Source organism: Paenibacillus rigui, from assembly GCF_002234615.1.
GTDB classification, from domain to species: domain Bacteria; phylum Bacillota; class Bacilli; order Paenibacillales; family NBRC-103111; genus Paenibacillus_S; species Paenibacillus_S rigui.
On the sequence record NZ_NMQW01000033.1, the window covers coordinates 19,085 to 40,886 of the forward strand.

At 51.7% G+C, this 21,802-nt stretch carries 15 protein-coding genes; 6 read left to right on the forward strand and 9 right to left on the reverse strand.

Annotated elements, in window-relative coordinates:
• Window positions 1-11: 11 nt before the first annotated feature.
• Entirely contained in the window at window positions 12-3,356 is a 3,345-nt protein-coding gene (locus CF651_RS20760; RefSeq protein WP_179232912.1) for an Ig-like domain-containing protein, read from the forward strand.
• Between the two features lie 73 nt (window positions 3,357-3,429).
• Here CF651_RS20760 and CF651_RS20765 read toward each other — a convergent pair whose 3' ends face one another.
• Window positions 3,430-4,806, reverse strand: a complete 1,377-nt coding sequence (locus tag CF651_RS20765) for a HAMP domain-containing sensor histidine kinase (RefSeq protein ID WP_094016792.1) — start codon at window positions 4,804-4,806, stop codon at window positions 3,430-3,432.
• A gap of 203 nt (window positions 4,807-5,009) precedes the next feature.
• Between CF651_RS20765 and CF651_RS20770 the strand changes: the two genes are divergently transcribed.
• The 3 genes from CF651_RS20770 to CF651_RS20780 all read left to right on the forward strand — a co-directional run bounded on the left by CF651_RS20770 (window position 5,010) and on the right by CF651_RS20780 (window position 10,091).
• Complete coding sequence (locus CF651_RS20770) at window positions 5,010-5,603, forward strand: hypothetical protein (protein WP_094016793.1); 594 nt, start codon at window positions 5,010-5,012, stop codon at window positions 5,601-5,603.
• 127 nt (window positions 5,604-5,730) lie between these two features.
• On the forward strand, window positions 5,731-6,774 hold the full coding sequence (locus tag CF651_RS20775; RefSeq protein ID WP_094016794.1) for a LacI family DNA-binding transcriptional regulator: 1,044 nt from the start codon (window positions 5,731-5,733) through the stop codon (window positions 6,772-6,774).
• 89 nt (window positions 6,775-6,863) lie between these two features.
• Window positions 6,864-10,091 carry an alpha-mannosidase gene (locus CF651_RS20780; RefSeq protein WP_094016795.1) on the forward strand — a complete coding sequence of 1,076 codons (3,228 nt, stop codon included), beginning with the start codon at window positions 6,864-6,866 and terminating at the stop codon, window positions 10,089-10,091.
• 105 nt (window positions 10,092-10,196) lie between these two features.
• On the opposite strand, the gene CF651_RS20785 is transcribed toward CF651_RS20780, so the two are convergent.
• From CF651_RS20785 to CF651_RS20805, 5 genes are all read right to left on the reverse strand, one after another.
• Entirely contained in the window at window positions 10,197-12,452 is a 2,256-nt protein-coding gene (locus CF651_RS20785; protein WP_094016796.1) for a hypothetical protein, read from the reverse strand.
• 38 nt (window positions 12,453-12,490) lie between these two features.
• Window positions 12,491-13,672 (reverse strand): ABC transporter permease, encoded by a 1,182-nt coding sequence (locus CF651_RS20790; RefSeq protein ID WP_094016797.1) that lies wholly within the window; start codon window positions 13,670-13,672, stop codon window positions 12,491-12,493.
• Window positions 13,669-14,406 carry an ABC transporter ATP-binding protein gene (locus tag CF651_RS20795; protein ID WP_094016798.1) on the reverse strand — a complete coding sequence of 246 codons (738 nt, stop codon included), beginning with the start codon at window positions 14,404-14,406 and terminating at the stop codon, window positions 13,669-13,671. Before CF651_RS20795 ends, CF651_RS20790 begins: the two co-directional genes overlap by 4 nt.
• Before the next feature lie 30 nt (window positions 14,407-14,436).
• Complete coding sequence (locus CF651_RS20800; protein WP_094016799.1) at window positions 14,437-16,116, reverse strand: efflux RND transporter periplasmic adaptor subunit; 1,680 nt, start codon at window positions 16,114-16,116, stop codon at window positions 14,437-14,439.
• A 228-nt stretch (window positions 16,117-16,344) separates the two neighbouring features.
• Complete coding sequence (locus CF651_RS20805; protein ID WP_179232913.1) at window positions 16,345-17,070, reverse strand: glycosyltransferase family 2 protein; 726 nt, start codon at window positions 17,068-17,070, stop codon at window positions 16,345-16,347.
• Between the two features lie 198 nt (window positions 17,071-17,268).
• On the opposite strand from CF651_RS20805, the gene CF651_RS20810 reads away from it, so the two are divergent.
• On the forward strand, window positions 17,269-18,594 hold the full coding sequence (locus CF651_RS20810) for a nucleotide sugar dehydrogenase (RefSeq protein WP_094016801.1): 1,326 nt from the start codon (window positions 17,269-17,271) through the stop codon (window positions 18,592-18,594).
• A gap of 80 nt (window positions 18,595-18,674) precedes the next feature.
• Here CF651_RS20810 and mtnA read toward each other — a convergent pair whose 3' ends face one another.
• On the reverse strand, window positions 18,675-19,760 hold the full coding sequence (gene mtnA / locus CF651_RS20815) for an S-methyl-5-thioribose-1-phosphate isomerase (RefSeq protein ID WP_094016802.1): 1,086 nt from the start codon (window positions 19,758-19,760) through the stop codon (window positions 18,675-18,677).
• A gap of 115 nt (window positions 19,761-19,875) precedes the next feature.
• Window positions 19,876-21,081: an S-methyl-5-thioribose kinase gene (mtnK, locus tag CF651_RS20820; RefSeq protein WP_094016803.1), complete on the reverse strand. Its 1,206-nt coding sequence runs from the start codon at window positions 21,079-21,081 to the stop codon at window positions 19,876-19,878.
• 209 nt (window positions 21,082-21,290) lie between these two features.
• Here mtnK and CF651_RS32430 point away from each other — a divergent pair, with 209 nt between their 5' ends.
• Entirely contained in the window at window positions 21,291-21,461 is a 171-nt protein-coding gene (locus CF651_RS32430) for a hypothetical protein (RefSeq protein WP_179232914.1), read from the forward strand.
• A gap of 65 nt (window positions 21,462-21,526) precedes the next feature.
• Here the strand turns inward: CF651_RS32430 and CF651_RS20825 are convergent, their stop codons facing one another.
• Window positions 21,527-21,697: an asparagine synthase gene (locus CF651_RS20825; protein WP_094016804.1), complete on the reverse strand. Its 171-nt coding sequence runs from the start codon at window positions 21,695-21,697 to the stop codon at window positions 21,527-21,529.
• Between the last annotated feature and the right edge of the window lie 105 nt (window positions 21,698-21,802).

The window sequence follows — 21,802 nt, forward strand, 5'->3', positions numbered from 1 at the left end:
AGCATGATGTTTTGAAGCGGTCAAGCAGGCTTTACAGGGTTGTAATGCTATGGATGCTGGTGCTGTGTCTTCCTTTGGCAGGCATGGGGACTGTTTTCGCAGAGGATGTGATTTCCAAGCTGGTTCTGTCGAAAAATGAGGTTTCCCTGGAAGTCGGAGACACGTATTCGCTCACAGCGACAGCGGTATATGAAAGCGGAAGCACGTCTGCAGTGACTGTAAAAACGGATTGGAACTCCGGTGATACCTCCATCGCATCGGTGTATGCAGGTGCCATTACGGCGAAGAAGGAAGGCAGTACGGTCATCACCGCTTCCTACTCGGGAAAAACGGTTATTGTAAACGTGACGGTACAGAAGAAGGCAACGAGCTTGACCAAAAATAAAACGAATGTGTCCCTTCGTGTAGGTGCGGAAGAGCTGATTACGCTAATGGCTACTTATTCGGACAGCACCACGGCGAACGTGACCAGCAAAGCCGAATGGTCTACAAGCGATGATTCCGTAGCGACGGTTACTATGGGACAAGTTACGGGGATTGCAACGGGCACGGCGACCATTACGGCCAAATACGGAAGCCAAGTGGTAACGGTACCGGTCAGTGTGGACGCTGTTCGCCGATTGGAAAGCGAGCAGACGGACCTGGCAATGAAGGTCGGAGGCAAGCAGCAAATGAAGCTGATGGCTCTGTTCGAGAACGGGGATTACGAGGATATTTCCGATAAAGCGGAGTGGTCCTCCAATAAGGAAGATGTGGCGGATGCGTTCAAAGGACTCATCACCGCGTATGGCACTGGGGAAGCCACGATCACGGCCCGCTACGGAACCAAATCCGTATCGTTTATCGTCGATGTGGATATTCCGAAGCGTCTTGAAGCAAGCCCAACGGAATTATATATGAAAGTCAATGAGAACAAAAAAGTGACGCTCAAAGCCTCCTACGCGGACGGAACTTCCGAGGACGTTTCCGAGAAGGCGGACTGGGAGTCCGATAACGAAGAGATTGCCGGGGTGAATAAAGGAACGGTCACCGCTTACACAAGCGGCAGGGCAACGGTGACAGGCTATTACGGTGGCAAGACAACATCGGTTACGGTTGACGTGGATGTTGCGCGCAAGCTGGAGCTGGATACGACCAGTGTTCAACTGAAATCCGGTAATTCCGCTCAGGTGAAATTAACGGCAACGTATGCCGACGGTACGACCGAAGATGTCACGGAGCGTGCCCAATGGTCTTCCGACAAGGAAAATGTTGCGATCGTGTCCAAAGGCAAAATCAGCGCATTTACAACGGGAGAAGCGACGGTTACAGCCAGCTTCGGTTCGAACACGGCGAAGCTTGTTGTCGACGTCGATGTGGCTAGAGGGCTGACTTTGGACAAAACCAATGTATCGCTTCGCACCGGTCAATCCGCTGACCTGACGGCATCGGCGACCTTATCCGATGGAACCAAAACCAATGTAACGGATCAGGCGGAATGGTCCGCAGGTGACACATCGATAGCCTATGTCAGCAAAGGCAAAGTGACGGCGATCAACAGCGGTCAAACGACCGTGACGGCCAAATATGGCGACAAAACGGTAACGGCGACGGTCAGTGTGGAGATTCCACAGCAGTTGAAGCCGGATCTTACGGACGTATACGTGCAGGAGAACGAAGTGAAGCAAGTTCATCTGACCTCGACGTTCTCGAACAGCACGACGGCTGAGGATGTAACGGACAAGGCGGAATGGTCTTCGGATCACGAGGATATCGCTCAAGTCGATGCAAAGGGTCAGATTACAGGCGTGAAGCTTGGACAAGCTGTCATTACGGCCAAATACGGCGGCAAAACGACGACAATCAATGTCGATGTGGCGACTCCAAGGAAATTGACGGCCGATAAATCGTCCTTATCTATGCGGACTACAGGACAAGAGCAGTTGAAGGTGACGGCTACCTATGCGGACGGACAAACGGCCGACGTGACGGATAAAGCGGTTTGGTCCTCTGATAATGAAGAAGTAGCCATGGTACTGAAGGGCAAAGTCACCGCTTATGCAGCGGGGAATGCTAACATCTCGGCTGTGCTTGGCGGGAAAACCGTGAAGGTTGCGGTTAGTGTGGACCAGGCGTCTGCGCTTACGTTAAGCGAAACAAAGCTGAACCTCCAGCCTGGCGACTATAAGCAGTTAAAGGTAGAGAGCACATTTGCTGACGGCACCAAGGTTGATGTAACGGATAAAGCCGTCTGGACGAGCAAACTTGCGACCATTGCCGATGTTAGCAAAGGGAATGTTCATGCGATTGAGAAAGGCGAGACAACGATTACCGCAAGCTTCGGTGACCGTACCGTATCCCTCAAAGTGACGGTAGGCGTGGTGTCCACGCTCACAGTAAGTGAAACTAAAGTGCTGCTGGACGAAGGCAAAACCAAGCAGGTGACGGTTGAATCCAACTTTAAAGACGGAACGCATAAAGATGTTACCAGCGAAGCGGAATGGACGACTACCTCGGATAAAATCGCGAAGGTAACCGAGGGCTTGATAAAAGCGACAGGCAGCGGTAAAGCGGTCATTACCGTTAAATACGGCGGTCAAACGGAGACCATCAATGTCGAGGTGGAGCAAGCGAGCCGGCTTACCTTGAACCAAAAGCAGCTTATTATGGAGACAGGGACGGATGCGCAGCTTCAATTAAGCGCAACGGATTCGGAGCGCGGTGTCGATGATGTGACGCTGAAGGCCGAATGGTCCTCCAGCTCCGACAAGGTAGCCGATGTTGTCGACGGTCTGGTTACCGCTAACGGCAGCGGTAAAGCAACGATTACGGCGAAGTATGGCAGCAAAACGATTACAATTCCGGTTGAAGTCGATATCGCCAAGAAGCTTGTTGTCAATAAAAAGACGCTTTCCCTGAAAACAGGGGGACAGGATACGTTGGTTGTCACGGCTGTTTTCTCCGACAATTCGGAGAAGGATGTAACGGCGGATGCGGAATGGACGACGGCGAACTTTAATATTGTCGATGTCGATGCGGGCAAAGCAACGGCAGTAGGATCAGGGAAATCCAAGCTGACGGCTAAATACGGCGGCAAAACCATCTCCATCCCGGTTACTGTGGATGAACTGAAATATTTGAAGCTAAGCGATAGAAATCTCGTGTTGGCTGCTGGAGAGAGCAAGCAAGTGAAAGCTATTGCGACGTATAAGGATGCAACGGACGGAGATGTTTCGGTCAACGGCGTCTGGAAGAGCTCGAATACGAAGGTAGCGGATGTAAAAGACGGGGTTATTACAACCTACGGTAAAGGCAGAACGACCATTTCGGTCAAATTTGCCGGCAAAACAACCTCACTGCAGGTAACTGTAAAATAGCTGCGTGATTCATGTAAACAACAACAAGCTCCTTCTCACATCATGAGAGGGAGCTTGTTGTTGTTAGACGATGTTATGAGGCGTTGGAAGAGGGTAATAAAATAGTAACCGTCGTTCCTTTTCCAACCTCGCTTTCGAGCTCAATTTTACCTTGATGGATTTCGACGATTTTCTTGACGATAGCGAGACCCAGGCCATTTCCCCCGACAGAACGGTCGCGCGATTTATCCACTTTATAAAAACGCTCGAAAATATGAGCCTGATCCTCTGGGGGAATTCCGACACCGGTATCGGTGAAGCGGATGCGTACGTAATTGCCGTCCTTTTTGATTTTGATGTACATGTAGCCGCCCTTTGGCGTGTATTTGATGCTGTTATGTATGAGATTGGTCCAGATTTGAAACAGCTGGTCCTTGTTGCCGATGATTTTGGTTTTGGGGAGAAATAAGTCGTATTCAATCTCCTTCTGCATCAGGAGCAGGTGGTTGACAATGACGACCTTGCGGAGCTCCTCATCCAAATCAAACAGCTCCGCCGGATTAGGCTGCTGACCGGATTCCAGGCTTGTCAGCCGAAGCAAGTTGTCCACCATGCGAGACAGCCGTTCGCTTTCCGTTTCAATGATCTCCAAATAGTGAAGCCGTTCCTTGTGGTTCATCGCCGGTTCCTTCAAAGCTTCGGAGAAGCCACGGATGGACGTGAGAGGAGATTGAATCTCATGAGAAACGTTCGAGATGAAGTCCTGCCGCATTTGCTCAAGCTGCCGCAGCTCCCCAGCCATATGGTTGAAGCTTTGGGCAAGAAGCCCTAATTCATCGCTTCTGCGAATGGGCACCTGGACGTTGAAATTGCCCGTGGACATCTCGAGAGTGGCCTCTGCCAGCTTCGTAATCGGATTGACGATGAAACGCGAAAGCAGGAACGTCATGATGCTTCCTATGCCTATAATAATGGATATCACGGTAATGGGGAGCAAGTATAATTGCTTGTTTCGCACTTCGAAATTCGGTTGAATGAATAAAGCGTATTTCTTGCCATCCTGCTCGTAAGGAAGACCAACGTAAGCCTGATCCGGAGCCACCGGCATCAATTGGTTCGCAGAATAATAAATTTCCCCGGATAGCACCTCTTGAATGGTTTGATTCGGTATCGGCCGAATGTTATCACGGGGGAGGGTATCGTATTTTCTGACTTCGCCGTTGGTGTTGTAGATCGTTACGGCATAATTGCTTTGGTTCGCCATGCGGATCAAATAGAGCTCCGGTTTTTTGAGGTCGGGTTCCTTAAGCAGCTGAATCATCGTTTGCCCGGATTGCAGCATGTCGTCCAGCATCTGGGCGGTTGCTTCCCTTTTGAATAATTGACCTGACACAAAGAAGGATACGATACAGCTTAAAATGACAATACCGATAAACGTAAGCACAATGCGAAAATATAAGGTCCGGGTCATGCTCCACCTCAAAACACAAATTTGGTGCTATTGTATCAAAAAAATATGAATAAAGCATGAACTGATTTACAGCATTTTCTACAATTCGACAAATTCAGTCATGAAATCTAATAATCTACTAATATTTGCCTTAAACTTTTTAAACGCTTATCTCTTATAGTAGAGACATAGCAAGAAGGAAGCTTGTCTAGGAGGTGGACGTTATGAAAGACATCCAAGTACTGCACAAAGGAAAGGTTTATGAAGGCCAGGTAGGCTACGACCACGAGGAGTTTATGGAAATTACGCTCCACGAGACTGACGGTTTTGCCGCAGGAGATACTGCGATCTGCTTCGATTTCAAACGAAGACTAACGATGAGAGTGTTACATGTTTCCCAATCGAAGGTGATTATGGCTCCGGCGAATGCGGAGGTATTTCATATACAAGCGCGGCCCAAAAAAGTGTATGAGGAACTGTTCGGCGATGAGCAGTCTGCAGTGAAGAGCTTTAAGCTGAACACATTTGCAACGATCAATGATGATTTCAAGACGACAGCCGTTCGGATTACGGATGTCAGTCAGCTGGGGATCGGCTTTGAAATTAACGATTTTTCGATTAAAATGCACCATGTGTACAACAGCATGATTATTTGTGATGATGAATGTATTTATCCGAAGCTGATCGTCCGTTATGCCCACATATTGGAGAAGACCATTCGCTATGGGGCCGAGCTTCACTCCATCAGCCAAAAGGATTTGAATATACTCCGCTACTATATCGTAACGCAGCAATTCAATCAGCTGATGCATGCGTAAGCGGGTCTTGGCATAGAAAGAAGCAGCCTTTCGCAGACTGCTTCTTTTTTGCGCGTTCAAGCGGCAAAAGGGAATTGCCAATTCCTTATAACACGTGTTATTATTGGCTGAGAGGTGTATGGAAGCCATGACGAAAAGAGTAACCAGCTTTGATGTGGCGAAGCTAGCAGGCGTATCCCGCAGCGTCGTATCCGCTGTGCTGAACGGAACCCCGGGGATCGGTGTCAGTGAAGAGAAGCGGGAGGCTGTATTGAAGGCCATTCAGGAGCTGAATTATCAGGTGGATGCCCAAGCGAGAGGGATGAAAACGGGCCGCAGCCATTGTATAGCGGCCTATGGGAATGTATCGAATCCGATGTTCCTCCAGGTGCTCGAAGGGATGCAGGGTGCTTGCGCCGCACATGGCTACCATGTACTGCTCTATCCTTCAAGCAAGGAGCCGCAGCATACGATCGACGGGCTATTGGATTTGTATTTGCAACGCCGGATTGATGGCATTGTTGCGCTGGATCGGCCTCATCAGGCTAATGAAGCCTGGATTAGGCAGCTTGTGAAGCATAGGCTTCCTTATGTGTCCGTCGAGGGTTACCCGCACCATGAGGAGGTTCCCTCCGTGCTGATGGACTATCAAGAGAGCATTCGCAGAGCGCTGGATTTCCTATGGGGCAATGTGGGCTTGCCGCCCGTGTATGTCGAGATGCATCACGGAGCCCATACTCTGGGTTGGGGGGATCAGCAGCGGAGAGAGGCATATGAGCTCTGGATGAAGGAGCATGGACTTCAACCCCGTATCGCCGCCGCTTCCGCCGATCTCTCCTGGGAGGAAGGTGCGGAGCACTGGAAGCGATGCATTCAAGAGTGGGGACTGCCAACGGCTGTGCTCACTAACTGGTCGCGAGGTGCAGTCTATGTTTCCCGTGCCGCTCAGATGATGGGCGTACCGGTGGGTGAACAACTACATGTCATGGCTGCCGATAATACGAAACGGATTCATGAATATTTGTATCCTTCGATCACTAGCATGGAGGTGCCGTACCGGGAAATGGGGAGTGCGGCTGCCGAACGATTGGTGGAGTATATTGAAGGAAGACGTCCTTATGAGGACAAAAGCACACAGTGGCTTCCCGCCATCCTCGCCGTAAGGCAAAGCGTGGCAACAGTCAGCAGTTAAAGGCTGAATGGGGGGGAAAGGGGGGAGCCCCTTTTTTTTAAGTCAATATAACACGTGTTATTAATCTGAACTACAAGGAGGATTTATTCATGTTATTTATCCAGGAAAAACTATCCGCCCGATTGCAGGAGCTTGCGGAGCTTAGATACAGGGAAGCCCGTCCTATTGCTGATTTCCGCAGCTTGGAGGATGCCGAGGGCAGCATCGGAGCTCGTCCGCCGCATCATCCGGAGGCAGCACAAACGATGCGGATCGGGGATCGTTGGCAGGGCAAAGACCGGTATTTGTGGCTGCAGACCGAGGTGGAGGTGCCCCGAGGCTGGGAAGGTAAAAGGGTGCTGGGCCGGTTTGATTTCGGGAGCACCGGCGGAGGCAACAATTCCGGCTTCGAATCGCTTCTGTACATTAACGGCGAGCCCTATCAAGGTGTGGATACGAATCATGAGGAAGTATTTCTGCGGCCGGATGCAGTCGGTGCCGCGCTTCAGCTTAGCTTTCGTTTATGGTCAGGGCTCGGAGGTTATTCTCCGTTAGCCCTGCAGGAGCACAAGCTGAAGCGCGCCGAGCTTTGTTGGCTGGATGCTGACGCGGACGACTTGTACTATTCCGCCTACGCATGCCTGGATGTTGTCGCAGTGCTTCACGAGCATGCTGCGGAACGACAGATGCTGTTGTCGGCGGTAGACCGGGCATTCTTGCTCATCGACTGGGCACGCCCCAGATCGGATGCTTTCTATGCTTCGGTATCCGCCGCGGCAGCCAAACTGCGTGAGAGCATCGGGCAAATGCCGAAGCATCACCCGGTGACCGTCCGCTGTATCGGGCACACGCATATTGACGTTGCCTGGCTCTGGAGGCTCAAGCATACGCGTGAGAAAGCCGCAAGATCCTTTTCCACTGTGCTGCGTTTAATGGAGTCGTTCCCCGATTATACCTTCCTGCAGACGATGCCCCAGCTGTATGAATATATCAAAACAGATTATCCCGACATTTATGCGCAAATTCGGGAACGGGTGCGGGAGGGACGCTGGGAGGCAGGCGGCGGGATGTGGCTTGAAGCGGACTGTAACTTGACCTCCGGCGAGTCGCTTGTACGCCAGCTGTTGTACGGAACGCGTTTCTTGCGGGAGGAGTTCGGGGTGGAGTGCACCTATTTGTGGCTGCCCGATGTTTTCGGTTACAGCTGGGCACTGCCGCAAATCCTGCGCAAATCGGGTATCGAGACGTTTATGACAACCAAAATCAGCTGGAATCAGTACAACCGGATGCCGCACGATACTTTCATGTGGAGAGGGATCGACGGCACGGAGCTGCTGACGCATTTTATTACTACGCCGGATTCCTCGGGCGGTTGGCTGTACACGTATAACGGCGAGGTGACGGCGAAATCCGTAAGCGGCATATGGGAAGCCTATCGCGATAAGTCCGTAAACCGGGAGCTGCTGCTTTCTTACGGCTATGGCGACGGCGGCGGCGGAGTGAACCGTGACATGCTCGAGCTGCGCAGAAGGTTAGATGAGCTGCCCGGCGTACCGCATGTAACGACCGGGCGCGCGGATGATTATTTCAATGAACTGCAGAGGACTGTGAAGAGCACGGATGCCTATGTACATACATGGGATGGCGAGCTGTATTTGGAGCTCCATCGCGGGACTTATACAAGCCAAGCCTACAATAAGCGGATGAACCGCAAGCTGGAGCTGGCCGCTCGTGAGGCCGAATGGATGGGTGTCATGGGCAGCCTGCAGCAGGGGGACTGGTCCGCTTATGCAACCCATGAGCTTGCCACCGCATGGCGCATTATTTTGCGCAACCAGTTCCATGATATTATTCCCGGCTCCTCGATTCAGGAGGTATACGCGGATTCACGCCTGGAATATGCGGAAGCCGAGCAGCTGCTACACCGTGCTTTCCTCTTGGGTGAGCAGCCCAGGGCCGTTGGAGGGAACGTTCCTTCGATGGAGCTTGACCGGGCAGCGGAGCAAGCTGCAGAGTCCTTAGCAGGAGGGACGGTAACCGTATGGAACAGCGCAGGCTGGGAACGCAGCGGCGTTGTGTTTGTGGCGGATGCAACCTGCCATCAATCCGGGAATGAAGGGCTGGTATGGCGGAGCCAAGCCGGTGACCTGCTGCAAGCGCAGCGGGGCGAAGGAGGATGGTGGGTGTGCGTGAAGCAGCTGCCTTCTATGGGCTGCATCGCGCTTCATTATGAGATTGCTCAACATGAGGCTTTGGTCGTTCGCGAGAAGCCCTTCCGGCTTCTGGAGGAAGGCAACGGCTTAGTGACCCCATATTACAAGCTTCGGTGGAATGACAGCGGACAGTTGGTATCAATCTGGGATATAGTGGCACGGCGGGAGGTGCTGGCAGAGGGCGAAAAGGGCAATGTGCTTCAGGTCTTTGAAGATAAGCCGAAGGGCCGTCACGAGGCTTGGGATATCGACATTTTTTATCAGGAAAAAATGGAAGAGCTGCGCGGGCTGACTTCCGTACAAATGACGGAAACGGGGCCTCTGCGGACGGTTGTGCGCTTTACTTGGACTTATTCCAATTCCACCGTACAGCAGGACCTGATCGTCTATGCCCATAGCCGTCGAATTGATTTTGTGACAGAGGTCGAATGGCATGAGCAGCGCAAGCTTCTGAAAGCCGCCTTTCCTGTACAAATTCGTTCGACGGAGGCTACGTACGATATTCAATTCGGCAATGTGAAGCGGCCGACGCATTGGAATACAAGCTGGGACTATGCACGATTCGAGGTGGCGGGACACCAGTGGGCGGATTTATCGGAACGGGGCTACGGCGTCAGCCTGTTGAACGACTGCAAGTACGGGTACGATATTAAAGATCATACGATGCGTCTGACATTGATCAAATCGGCCATGGTACCGGACCCTCAAGCGGATCAAGGCAGTCATGTCTTCACTTATTCCTTGCTGCCGCATCAAGGGGATTGGCTTGACGGAAACACGGTGCAGGAGGCGTGGGATTTGAATGCTCCCCTGTTGAGCCGGCCAGGCCAATCGGCTGCATCCGGGCACTCGCTGTTCAGTAGCTCCGGAGGGCATGCGCATATCGACGCCGTGAAGAAGGCGGAAGATGATCATCGCCTGGTACTTCGCTTTCATGAGTATGCCGGTAAACGGGGGCAGCTGGAGCTGAGCAGTGATTATGCGGTAAACAGCTGGCAGGAGTGCGATTTGATGGAGAGGCCGATAGGAGAACCCGTGCCGGGAGAAAAGCTGAGCGTGCTGCTGAAACCCTACGAAATCAAAACCTTCCTTGTTGAGATGAAGGCCATCAGTCAGCCGGGTTAACCAGCAATTCCCCACATCATAAAAAACACCTTCCTTCGATGCATGCTCTTCTTGGTTTATAGAAGCGCAGCGCTTTCGAAGGAAGGTGTTTTTGTTAACCGGAGCCTATTCTTTTAATTGCTTAACAAGCCGTTTGGCCGTGCCGTATGGGGTTTCAATCGTTTCATAAACGTTGATGACCAGGTTGTTGTCAAACTGCTCGGTCTTGATGTCGCTGAACGTAATCTTCTGATTGCCTGTGATCAGCTTATCTGTGCCTGTAAAGGTCAACGATTTGGAGCCGATTGTCCGTCCAAGCCCGTCCACCAGCTCGAATTCCATCTTCGAGAAGTTTTGATCGATAATGACCGTATCTTTATGCTCAATGGTCAAATCGAGGCTTAACTGGTAGATGTAGCCTGAGCTGTACATGCTTTGAATCGCATAGGAATTGAAAGTAACCTGGAACGGATAGAAGCTGATGATATTGTCGATAGCTTCGTTTTGTACCGCCACTTGGAACGTTCCGATGGACAGCTTGTTCGGTGCTGCGGTTTTCGGATCAATAATATTCAGCGCCAGGTTTTGCCAATTTTTCGTATCCGTCGGCACTTGGTAAGAGTAGCTGACAACATAGCTCGTATTCGGCATAATCGTTGTGACCGTACTGGATTGCTTCACGCCTGTAAAGGACATGCCGCTATCATTCACCAGCTCGGTGCCTATATCCGGAATGGTCAGCGTACTGGACCCGGTGTTCGTAATTTTGTATTTGGCGATAGCCGTTTTGTAACCGAAATCCTCGTTCTCATGCATATGCAGCTCAACCAGCGAGAGATCGAGATTTTTATCGATCAAGCCGTTAGGTGAGAGGATCAGCTTATCTCCAAGCTGGTAAGGTCTTGCCTGAACTGCGGAGCTGCCTGCTTGCTGTGTTCCCTTCAAGTCAATCAGCAGCACCGGCAGGCTGCTCGAGCTGACCGTCGTTCCGCTCTTGGTTGAACTGGAGCTGGAGCTGGTGGTAGAACTGCTCGTTCCAGACGTTGTGCTGGAGCTGCCTGTTGAACTCGATCCCGACGTGCTGGAGCTGGAGGTGCTTCCGGTTGTCGTGGAGCTGGATGTGTTGCTCGTACTGGAGGAGCTTCCGGAAGGGGTAACCGCCTCGTACAATGCGAGCTTGACTGTTCCCGGGTCGACCCCGTCAGGAATGGACACCGCATAATGGTAAGTTACCGATTGATTCGGTGTCAGGAAGGCACTGTCCGTCGATTTATCCTGAACCGCTGCAGCCAGGCTTTCGGAGCCTAATTGATAGGACGCCGTGAGAGTAGGCAGAGCGACGACCTCCGAGCCGTCATTGCGGAGAATTACGGTCGTTTGCAGCATCATGCCCTCCGTTTGTTTGACGGCAGTGGCCTGCTCTACCTTCAGCTTCAGCCCGTTGTCCGTGCCGTACAAAGCATAAGGCTGCTCCGTTCCGATTGCTGCCGCATTCGCCATGCCGGCCAAGGGGACGCTGCCCAGCACATGATCTATGGAAGACTCCGTATAGAAGGCTTCCAAGCTTGTCGATTCCGCATCCAAGGATGCAGGAACGGTCGTACGAATTTTAATTTTTTTCAGCTTATTGGGCAGCAGTGTTTCTTGGGCGGCATTCATGATGGAGCTGCTGTAGGTCAGCAAATCGGAGCCTTTCAAGCGAAATTGCAGACCGGAAGGAAGCTGAAAGTTGGAGGAGCCTGCATTGCGCACATACAGATCCGTATATAAGTACTGCGTACCGTTCTCCGTCACTTTGTAGCTGTTCCCAATCCGCATGGCAGCCAACGCTTCCGGTGAGTAGGAAGAATCGATATCCCGCATGCTGATCAGCATCGCTTGGGCTGGATTCAACCCGCCGTTCGAGACGGCGGAAGAGACTTCCAAATCACCGATGCCCCGCATGAAGGTCGGGGCGCTGGAGTCCCAGGAGAACAAATGAACCTTCAAATTTTGCGGGTTCATATGAGCCGCCATTTGGGACACGAAGCTAAATTGCTGCTCCTGACCCGGATTGACCCGCGCATTTTGTTGGCTGGTCAGCTTCGCCGGGAAGCTGTTCCCCTGCTCATCGATAATTTGAACGCCGTAGCCGTTAAAATCGATAGAGCCGCTGCTGCCGTTATGCATTTTCAAGGAGAATTGCAGCGCGGAAGAATCCGCACCGGAGAGGTAAGATGCATTCTCCAACGTGAAATAAGTATCGTTTGCGATGAACACCCCGGGTTTCCCGGCGGAAGCCAGAGGGGCATTAGCTAATAAGGTTGTACATACGGCAAGCGCACAAAGCCAGGTTGTCTTTTTGGCCCGGAACGTCTGCTTGCTTTGGTTGAATTTCAACATAATCTCCTCCCACAATTTTCGTAATCTCATGCGCTAGTTTAGTCGGTACGAAGAGCATCAATCGGCCGAAGCTTGGAGGCTTTGTTGGCCGGATACAAGCCGAAGATCATGCCGACCCCGACAGAGAACAAGAAGGAATACAGTCCGACGTCGAAGGACAGCACCGTTGCCTGCTTCGGATTAAATAGAGGCCACGCCAAGGCTAAGCCGCTTCCGAGAAGCAATCCGATGATGCCGCCGAGCCCGCTGATCACTGTCGCCTCGATGAGGAACTGCATCAGAATATTACGGCGTTTCGCACCGATCGACTTCCGTATGCCGATTTCTCTAGTTCTCTCACTGACCGTAACGAGCATGATGTTCATAATTCCGATGCCGCCGACCAGAAGGGAGATGCAGGCAACGCTGATCAGCTGGTTGTTCAAGGAGCTGGAAGCGGCGACTCTGGCTTTCATCAGCTCATCCTGATTCTGCACCTGGTAGCCGGTCGTGCTTTTGAATTTATACGTCAAGTATTGCGTAATCGTATTTTGAGCGTCCGTTAGCTGATCCTTCGTAGGGGCTTCCAGATATGTTGTGCGGATGTTGCCCAGCTTAAAGGCTCTTTGGGCTGTAACCAGCGGGACGAAGGCTGTATCATCCAGAGAGACGCCTCCGCTGATATTGGAGCCTTTTTCCTTGAGGACACCGACCACAGTAAACACAACACCGTCTATGTTCACATCTTCCCCGATCGGATCGAGCGTACCGAAGTATTTCTTGGCAACGTTCGTCCCGAGGACGACGATCTGATTGCGGAACTCCAGGTCAGCCGAGGAGATAAACCGTCCTGAGCCGATTTCCCCCTTCATCAGCGTCAAGTAATTTTCGTTCGTACCCACGACCGTATATTTCTCCTGCGTCCGGTCGTACTTGATGTTGGAGCTGCTCTTCACAATGGTTGGGGCAATCGATTGAATTTCCGGAAGCTTCTCCAGCTCCATCAAATCATTATAGACAAGCTGGGTTGCACGGCCATTGCCCATAAGATTGACGACGATCAGATTGGTGCCGAGCGCCTCATACTGCTTCTCGATGGATGCTGACGTCCCTTGCCCGATAGCCACCAGGGTCACTACGGAGCTGACTCCGATGATGACCCCCAGCATGGTAAGCAGCGTACGCATCGGATTGTTGACGACCGTCCGCATCGCCATGTAAATAAGCTCGAACAGCTTCATGACATCACCTCGACAGGAGCTGATGCCGGAACAGGCTCGGAAGGCAGAGGGCGCAGCCGTTCATCCTTGAAAATTTCGCCGTCGCGGATGGAGATGACCCTGCGTGCATTCTCGGCAATATGATTGTCGTGAGTAATCAATACGATCGTGTTTCCTTGATCATTAAGCTTGATCATAAGCTCCAGCACTTCATTGCCTGTCTTCGAGTCGAGCGCACCGGTCGGCTCATCCGCGAGCAGGAGCGAAGGGGAGATAGACAATGCTCTTGCAATGGCTACACGCTGCTGCTGTCCTCCGGAAAGCTCGCTTGGCTTGTGGTGTCCCCGGGTGCCCATACCGAGCAGCTCCAGCATTTCCTGTGCCTTTTCTCTGCGTACCTTTTTGCTGATTCCGGCATAAATCATAGGCAGCTCCACATTTTCAATGGCATTCAGCCGGGGCAGCAAATTAAATTGCTGAAAAATAAACCCGATTTTCTTATTGCGAAACTCGGCTAATTGATTGTCGCTCATATGCTCGGTCGCTACGCCGTCCAGCAAATAAGAGCCGGAAGTAGGGATGTCGAGCAAGCCTATCGTATTCATCAGCGTGGATTTACCCGAGCCGCTTGGCCCGACGATGGCAACGAAATCTCCCGTCGTCACGGTGAGCGATATGTTATTTAAAATGCGCAGCTGCTCGGTGCCCCGAGTGTACACCTTCGTTATGTCCTTTAAATCGATAATGGCATTCATATGCGCCATATCCTCCTTTCCGCGATGACCTTAATTTCTGCCGCCACCGCCGCCAGCGTTGCCGCCTGCACCGCCCGGTACACCGCCTGATGGGAAGCCCCCGGCTCCGCCTGCGCCGCCCTGCTGGAATTGCTGGCGTATTCTATCGATATCTGTCTGGGATGTGGTTTCCTTCCTCTTGGCTGCGATCAGGACTTTGTCGCCCTCCTTCAGCCCCTCGGTGACTTCAATGTACGTTTTATTGCGAATCCCTATTTTAATCTCATGCTTCTCTTCCTTCGTTCCGTCTTCCTTCACCAGCGTGACATAGCGCTTGCCCTGCTGCTGCTGAAGCGCTTCGAGAGGGAGAAGCACGATATCCTTCTTGTCCTGAATGATGATTTCGGCTGTGGCTGTCATTCCGTTGCGCAGCTGGCCGTCATTTTTCACGGAAATACCGACATCAAAGAAGGTGACGCCGTTGGTCGTCGTACCTACGGTCGATACCTGGTTGACTTCACCCTGGTATACTTTGTTCGAGATGGAATCGACCTTCACCGTCGCTTTCATGCCAACCTTCACGTTCGTTAAGTCAAGCTCGTCAACCTGAACAGGCAGCTGCATATAATCAAGACTGGCGACCGCCCCGAGCTGAGTCTGGGCTTCGATTTTGGATCCGGCCGGATAGCTGGCCAAGACGTTCGTTTTCTTATTGGCAAAGTCCGTGGAGAACACGCCGTCGAATGGCGCCGTAACCGTCAACTGCTTCAGCTTATCCTGATAATCGTTGATCGTGATTTTCTGCTTTTCGATCGCCGCCTGCTTGTTCAAAATATCGTTTTGCAGCGTATCGTTAGTAATGGATACCAGCAGCTCGCCTTTGTTGATGTAATTGCCTGTTTTGATATTCACGTCGCGGATCGTGCCGCTTGCTGCGGACAACACGGTTTCGATCTTGTTAAAATCAAGCACGCCTTTATCGGTGGATTGGGCGGTTCTGCCTCCGAGGGAGACGCTGCCCTTTACCTTCATGCCTGCGTTCAAGGTGCCGTCGTTCTTCACGTTAATCTCGACGTCGAGCAGCTTCGAGCCGCTTGCATCCCCTTTGGGCTGCTGACTGACCGAGACAACAGTGGCGGTTTTGGTGAGATTGAAGCCATCTACGGTGACATCCATCGCATCGCCTTTTTTCAGCTGCACTGCATCCTCTAATAAGAACGGCAGCTTCGTGGTCATCGAGGTGAGATCGGAGATGGTGCCGATGCGGCCATTTTTGCTGATACTGGAACCGGTGTCCAGGTTGGAGGCGAGCGTCAGCGTACCGCTGATTGGGGCATATACATTCAGGTTATTTTGCTGGTCCCGTAAATCGGACAAGTCTTTTTCCTGCTGTGTTAAAGTCACCTGGGCATCCTGCAGGTTAGCCTCGAGGCTCAAATCGGAGATTTCGAACAGCACGTCCCCTTTTTTCACCTCTTGATTTCTCGTTAAATTCATCGTCTTGATGGTACCGTCTACCGGGGCGATAATATTTTGAATATCCCGTGCTTCGAATTGAGAAGTTCCAGATACCGAGGAAGTGATAGCTCCTTTTTTGATCGTCGAAACATTCTCCTGAGCGGTGGCTGCGGGCTTCTTCGCTTGTTGAGAGTAGTAATAGTAGGAACCGCCGCCCACTACAGCCAGCCCAATAACAACAGCTATCCATTTTTTGCTGCGTTGCAATACCATTCGTGCTTCTCCTTTCCGACATTTCAACTTCTTCTTGCTGTGGTTTAACTTTAGCAACGGTTTGTGAATTAAGTGTGAAATTAAACTTAAGAGACCATGAATACGAGCGAAAAAAAGGGGAATGGTGCCGATGCTGCCCGTTTATCCAACATAATTGGCCATTTGAACGCAAAAAAACGGTCTATGCTCGCCCACTCGCGAAATAGAACCGTTTTTAGGTGATTTAGCTTAATCTGCTTTCTTTTTGGAATATTTCTTTTTCACTCTTTTTTTGAAATGCTCCGTTTTTGCGACAATTTTGGCATTGCTCTTGAGCAGCCTGCTGTCTTTAATTTTCCATGTATGATTTTTTTTACTCTTTCTACGGATCGCCACATAGTTGTACTTGTCTCCAGAGTAAATATTGAATCCTTTCTCCCGGCTTTGTCTTAAAAAACGAACGTCAGTCCCCGATTTCAGTCGCTTGGAGAAAGGGACCTTTTTGGCGACCCTTTTTTTGAAAAATAACGTCCCACCCGCCACATGGCGAGCCATCCGGTTTTGACGCTTCGGATTCATAAGCAGCAGCAGCTTGCGGCTTTCCAAATACATGTAAAATGTCCTTTTGCCGACAATGGAGGCGCCGGATTTCTTCATTGCGCGGACCATGCCCCGAATGTAGCTGGACGCATAATAATCGTCGTCATCAAACTTGGCGATCGTTTTGTATTTGGCCTTGCGGATCCCGTAGTTCAGGCAGGAGCCCAAATTTTTATGCTCAGGTACTTGATAGACCGAGATGCTTTCATCTTCTTCCGTTTTTTCGCGGTAGGTTTCTAATTTCATATCGTCCCGATTGAGGACAACAATCAACTCTTTTTTCTTCCAATTTTGCCTATGATAATTTTTTAATAATCGTTTGAAGAAGTGCGGGCGGTTTGTACAAGCCACTATCGAGACGCCCTGCTTCGGCATCTTCATCATTCCTTTCCAGACTGAAGTACTACTATCACATTATGACAGGTGCAAACAAGCAGGAACGGCATCTATCCCATCGTGACAAATATAGGAATAAGCAAAAGTTCTTAGAAAGATAGGACATGCGACGTGCCTCTTTATCGGAATCTCTAATATATTAATCAAGTAAATCATCTTGTAAAGGCAGGGATAGGGATGAGTAGTAGGATAGGAAACCAGAATCAACGCCGTTCTCGTTCCGTCGCCGTGGTGGGTTTGGGTTATGTCGGGCTTCCGCTGGCGATCGCTTTCGTCCATAAAGGCTTTGTTATCAAAGGGATAGATGTCAATGCAGGGAAAAACCAGCTGTTGAACAAAGGAAAGAGCCCTTTGCCGCATGTGCGGGATGAGGAGGTTGAGGCCGTCGTAAGGTCCCATAGATTCGTAGCATCAGAGGATTTCTCCGAGATCGAAGCAGCAGACTCTATCATTATATGTGTCCCTACACCGTTGACCCGCCAGCATACGCCGGATTTGAGCTATTTGCTTGAGACATGCAGCATGATGGGGCCTCATCTGCAAAAAGGTCAAACGATTATTCTCGAGAGCTCCACGTACCCGGGCACAACGAGAGAGGTCATGCAGCCCATGCTTGAAAAATACGGCTTTACCGTAGGGCAAGATTTATTCCTCGGCTACTCGCCGGAGCGGATCGATCCCGGGAATCAGCAGTTCACCGTCGAGCAAATTCCGAAAGTCATCAGCGGCGTTACGCCGGAGTGCCGGGACCGGGTGGAGCGGCTGTACAGCCAGGTATTTGAAAAAGTGGTTCCCACCTCATCAACCGATGCGGCCGAAGCCGCCAAAATTTTGGAGAACAGCTACCGCCTCATTAACATTTCTTTCATTAATGAATTCGCCCAAATATGCGACCGCCTGCAGATCGACGTCTGGGAAGTCATCGCTGCGGCGAGCACGAAGCCGTTCGGCTTCAGTCCCTTTTATCCCGGGCCTGGTATTGGGGGACACTGTATCCCTGTCGATCCGTTATATTTGCAGTGGAAGGCGCAGGAGGAAGGGATGGAAAGCCGGATGATCGGATTGGCGCACCGGATTAATCTGGAAATGCCGGCGTATGTGGTCCGCGCTATGAAACGGATTTTATCTGAAAAAAGACCTCTTCGTGGGGCATCCATTCTGGTCTATGGAATCACCTACAAAAAAGATACGAATGATGTCAGGGAATCAACGGCCATCGAGCTGATCGAGCGGCTGCTGGAGGAAGGGGCGGCAGTGAGCTATCACGATCCTTACGTGCCTGAGCTAAGGCTGGATGGAGGGACGATGCTGCAGAGCACAGCATTGACAGAGGAGGTGCTGGCCACGGCCGACTGCATCGTTCTGCATACGGATCATCGCCAAATGCCGCTGCAGATGATGGCGGATCATGCGAAGGTCATTTTCGATACTCGCAATGTGACGGGCCGGGTGAAAGGCAGCGCCGAGATGCATCGGTTAGGCGCGGGGGAAGCCGGGCTGTAAGCTCTATGGGAAAAAGAAAATCGACCGCATGCTCAGGTTAAGAGCTGCGGTCGATTTGTTAATCCAAGCACAAGGGGAATTTAAGCTTGAGCGAACAGCTTCTTCAAATTCTCTTCGAAAGGAGCTTGAATAATCCCCTTCTCCGTAATGATTGCTGTCACATATTCATTCGGCGTCACGTCGAAGGCCGGGTTGTATACCTTGATGCCCTGAGGCGCGGTTCGTTTGCCGAAGCCTTGGGTAATTTCATCCTCGTGACGCTCCTCGATCGGAATGTCCCCGCCTGTCGGTGTATTCATATCGATCGTAGAAATAGGGCACGCCACGTAGAACGGAATGCCGTGGGCTTTCGCCAATACGGCCACGCTATAGGTGCCGATTTTGTTCGCCACATCGCCGTTGGCCGCCACGCGGTCGGTACCGACGATGACCGCCTGCACCCAGCCTTTGCTCATGACCGCGCCGGCCATATTGTCGCAAATCAGCGTCACGTCGACGCCGGCCTGCTGCAGCTCGAACGCCGTCAGCCGGGCGCCCTGCAGCACCGGACGCGTCTCGTCGGCATACACCTTCAGGTGCATGCCGCGCTCCAGCGCCAGGTACATGGGCGCCAGCGCCGTGCCGTAGCGTGCCGTGGCGAGGCCGCCGGCGTTGCAGTGCGTGAGGACGCCCATGCCGTCCTCGAACAAGGATAGCCCATGCTCGCCAATGAGGCGGCACGTCTCTTCATCTTCGCTCTGGATGAGCTTCGCTTCATCCAGCAGCACCTGCTTCATCGCTTCCGGCTCACCGCCCTCGGAAGCGAGCTCTTGGGCGCGCTGCTTCATCCGGTCCAGCGCCCAGAACAAATTCACCGCCGTCGGGCGGGACGTCGCCAAATAATCGCACTGCTTGACCGTTTCCTCAAGCAGCTGCTCCCGGCCGCCGCTCGCGTCTCGCACGCCGAGGTACACGCCGAACGCCGCCGAGATGCCGATTGCCGGCGCTCCGCGTACGGCCAACTGCTTGATTGCGTCCCACACCTGCTCCGAGGTGACGAGGGGCAGATAAATAATTTCGTCCGGCAGCAGCCGCTGATCCAGCAGGTCCAGCCGGTTATCGGCCGAATTCCAACGTACGGATTGCAGCCAATCGGCGGCTTCCGTTTGATTTTCGATTGTACTCATGAGGTATGCTCTCCTTTGTTTAAGAAAGAAGCCCGCATGCGGGCCGGCTTCCTGCTACCTTGGTCTGGTAGGCTTGGTTTGTGTAAATCTTATATAATCCGCCGGTGGGAGTCGTTTAGCGAACCGCTTTGACCGCAATGTCCAGCAGCTCGTCGATGGAATTCGCCTGACGGTGGTATTTGATCAAGCCGGTGCCGATCTGCAAAGCGATCCGTTGAGCCCGTTCCTTTGCTGCGGCATCCTCCAGCTTGTTGATGTCAGCCACTTGAGCCAGGCCGTGGACGCGGCGAACCGTTTTGCTTCCGGTATAGCCGAAGGTATCACGCAGAACCTGCTGCATATACCAATCCTGGTAGCCCGGCGTTTGGAACATCCGGTCGGTGCCGTGCTCATTCCACAAAGAACGGAATTCACGCTCGAACGTTTCCCATACCTCACGGATGGTGCCGAGAAGATAGGAACGGTAGTCCTCGCGGGACGCCGCATCCTTGCTCCAGCCTTCCTGAGCGGCGAAATTCAACAGCAGGTTCGCAAAAACCGCACCGATATCGAAGCCGATCGGGCCGTAATAAGCGAATTCAGGATCGATGACCTTGGTGGAATCCGGTTTGATGAAAATACTGCCGGTGTGCAAATCGCCATGCAGCAGCGCTTGCGCTTTTGTCAAAAATCCGGTGCGCAAAATCGCGACTTCCAGCTTCAGCTCATTATCGTTCCATAACGCTTCCACCGCATCGCGGATAGCGGGAGGAATATCATTCGTGTCCGCATCGCGGTAAGGATCGTCGAAGATCAGCTCTTCGGTTATTTTGCACAGCTCAGGATTAATGAACTGCTTCACGCGCAGCTTCTTTTCCTGCTGGTTCATGCCGAGGTCCGAAGTGAAGAACATCGTATGGGCGAGGAAGCGGCCGATGTGGCCTGCGAACAGAGGGTATCTGTTTCCTTCCATTAAGCCGCGGCGCATAATGATATGGTCACTCAAGTCTTCCATCCCTGTAAGAGCAAGCTCTTTATCATATACGAACACGTGAGGAACCAGGTCAGGGCAGAGAGATTCCTGGATCATCAGCGCTTCGCTTTCGATGCGGGCACGGTCCAATGTCAAAGGCCAGGATTCACCGACAACCTTGGCATAGGGGAGCGCCTGCTTTAAAATAACGCTTTTGCCTGTGGACGGCTCCGTAATATGAAATACTAGATTTAAATTGCCGTCCCCGATTTCACGGCTTGTCAGCTCACTGCCCGGTGTGAACAGATTGGGAATACCCCGCGCATATTCGACTGCTTCGGCTTCGCTCAAAGCATGATAACTAGACATAAGAATGATATCCTCCCTTTTCCGATAAACTATCATTCCATAGTATAGCAAATTGTGAGCGGCGGGCAAAGAGGGCTTGCAGAACAGGGCTTCAGCCCAAAGAAATGCATTCCGGATTTACAAAAACTTCATCCTCCGATAATATCCCGGTGATGCTCCGCAGGTAAACTTAGATCTAGAAGCGATACCTTATAGGAGGTTTTCTGGACATGAACCTTGGGCTCAAATTATTGTTTGCCGCCGCGGCGTTTGGAATTATTTTAACGCTCGGTGTCCAATCGGAAGAAAACCAGACGGTCGTAAGCTCCAATCCTATGAAAGCGAACCAACAGCAATATGAGCGGATTCAGGCAGCTAATTTATATGTAAGCGGAAAATAAAAGTCAATTATGTAGGTAGAGAGGGAGGGCGCAACGCCTTCCCTCTTTTTGTGATGAAGCTGCCGTTAAAAGGGCTTGCGGCTGCGGTGCTCCACCAGGTCGATAGCCCCCAATACCATATGGGCAAGCCCAAAGCCTGTAACAACGGCGGCGGCCATAGGGAATTTGCCGCGCATAGCCACGCCGGAAGCGGTAACCGCGGTACCTAGAACCGTAGGAATAAGTCCTTCACGCATCGATGAGTCCTCCTCGGATAATGATGATTCGTACCCTATTAAGGTTCTGGTTTTTCAGCTGCTTTTATGCCTGCCAACAGTTGCATTTATGCTGCCAAAAAAATT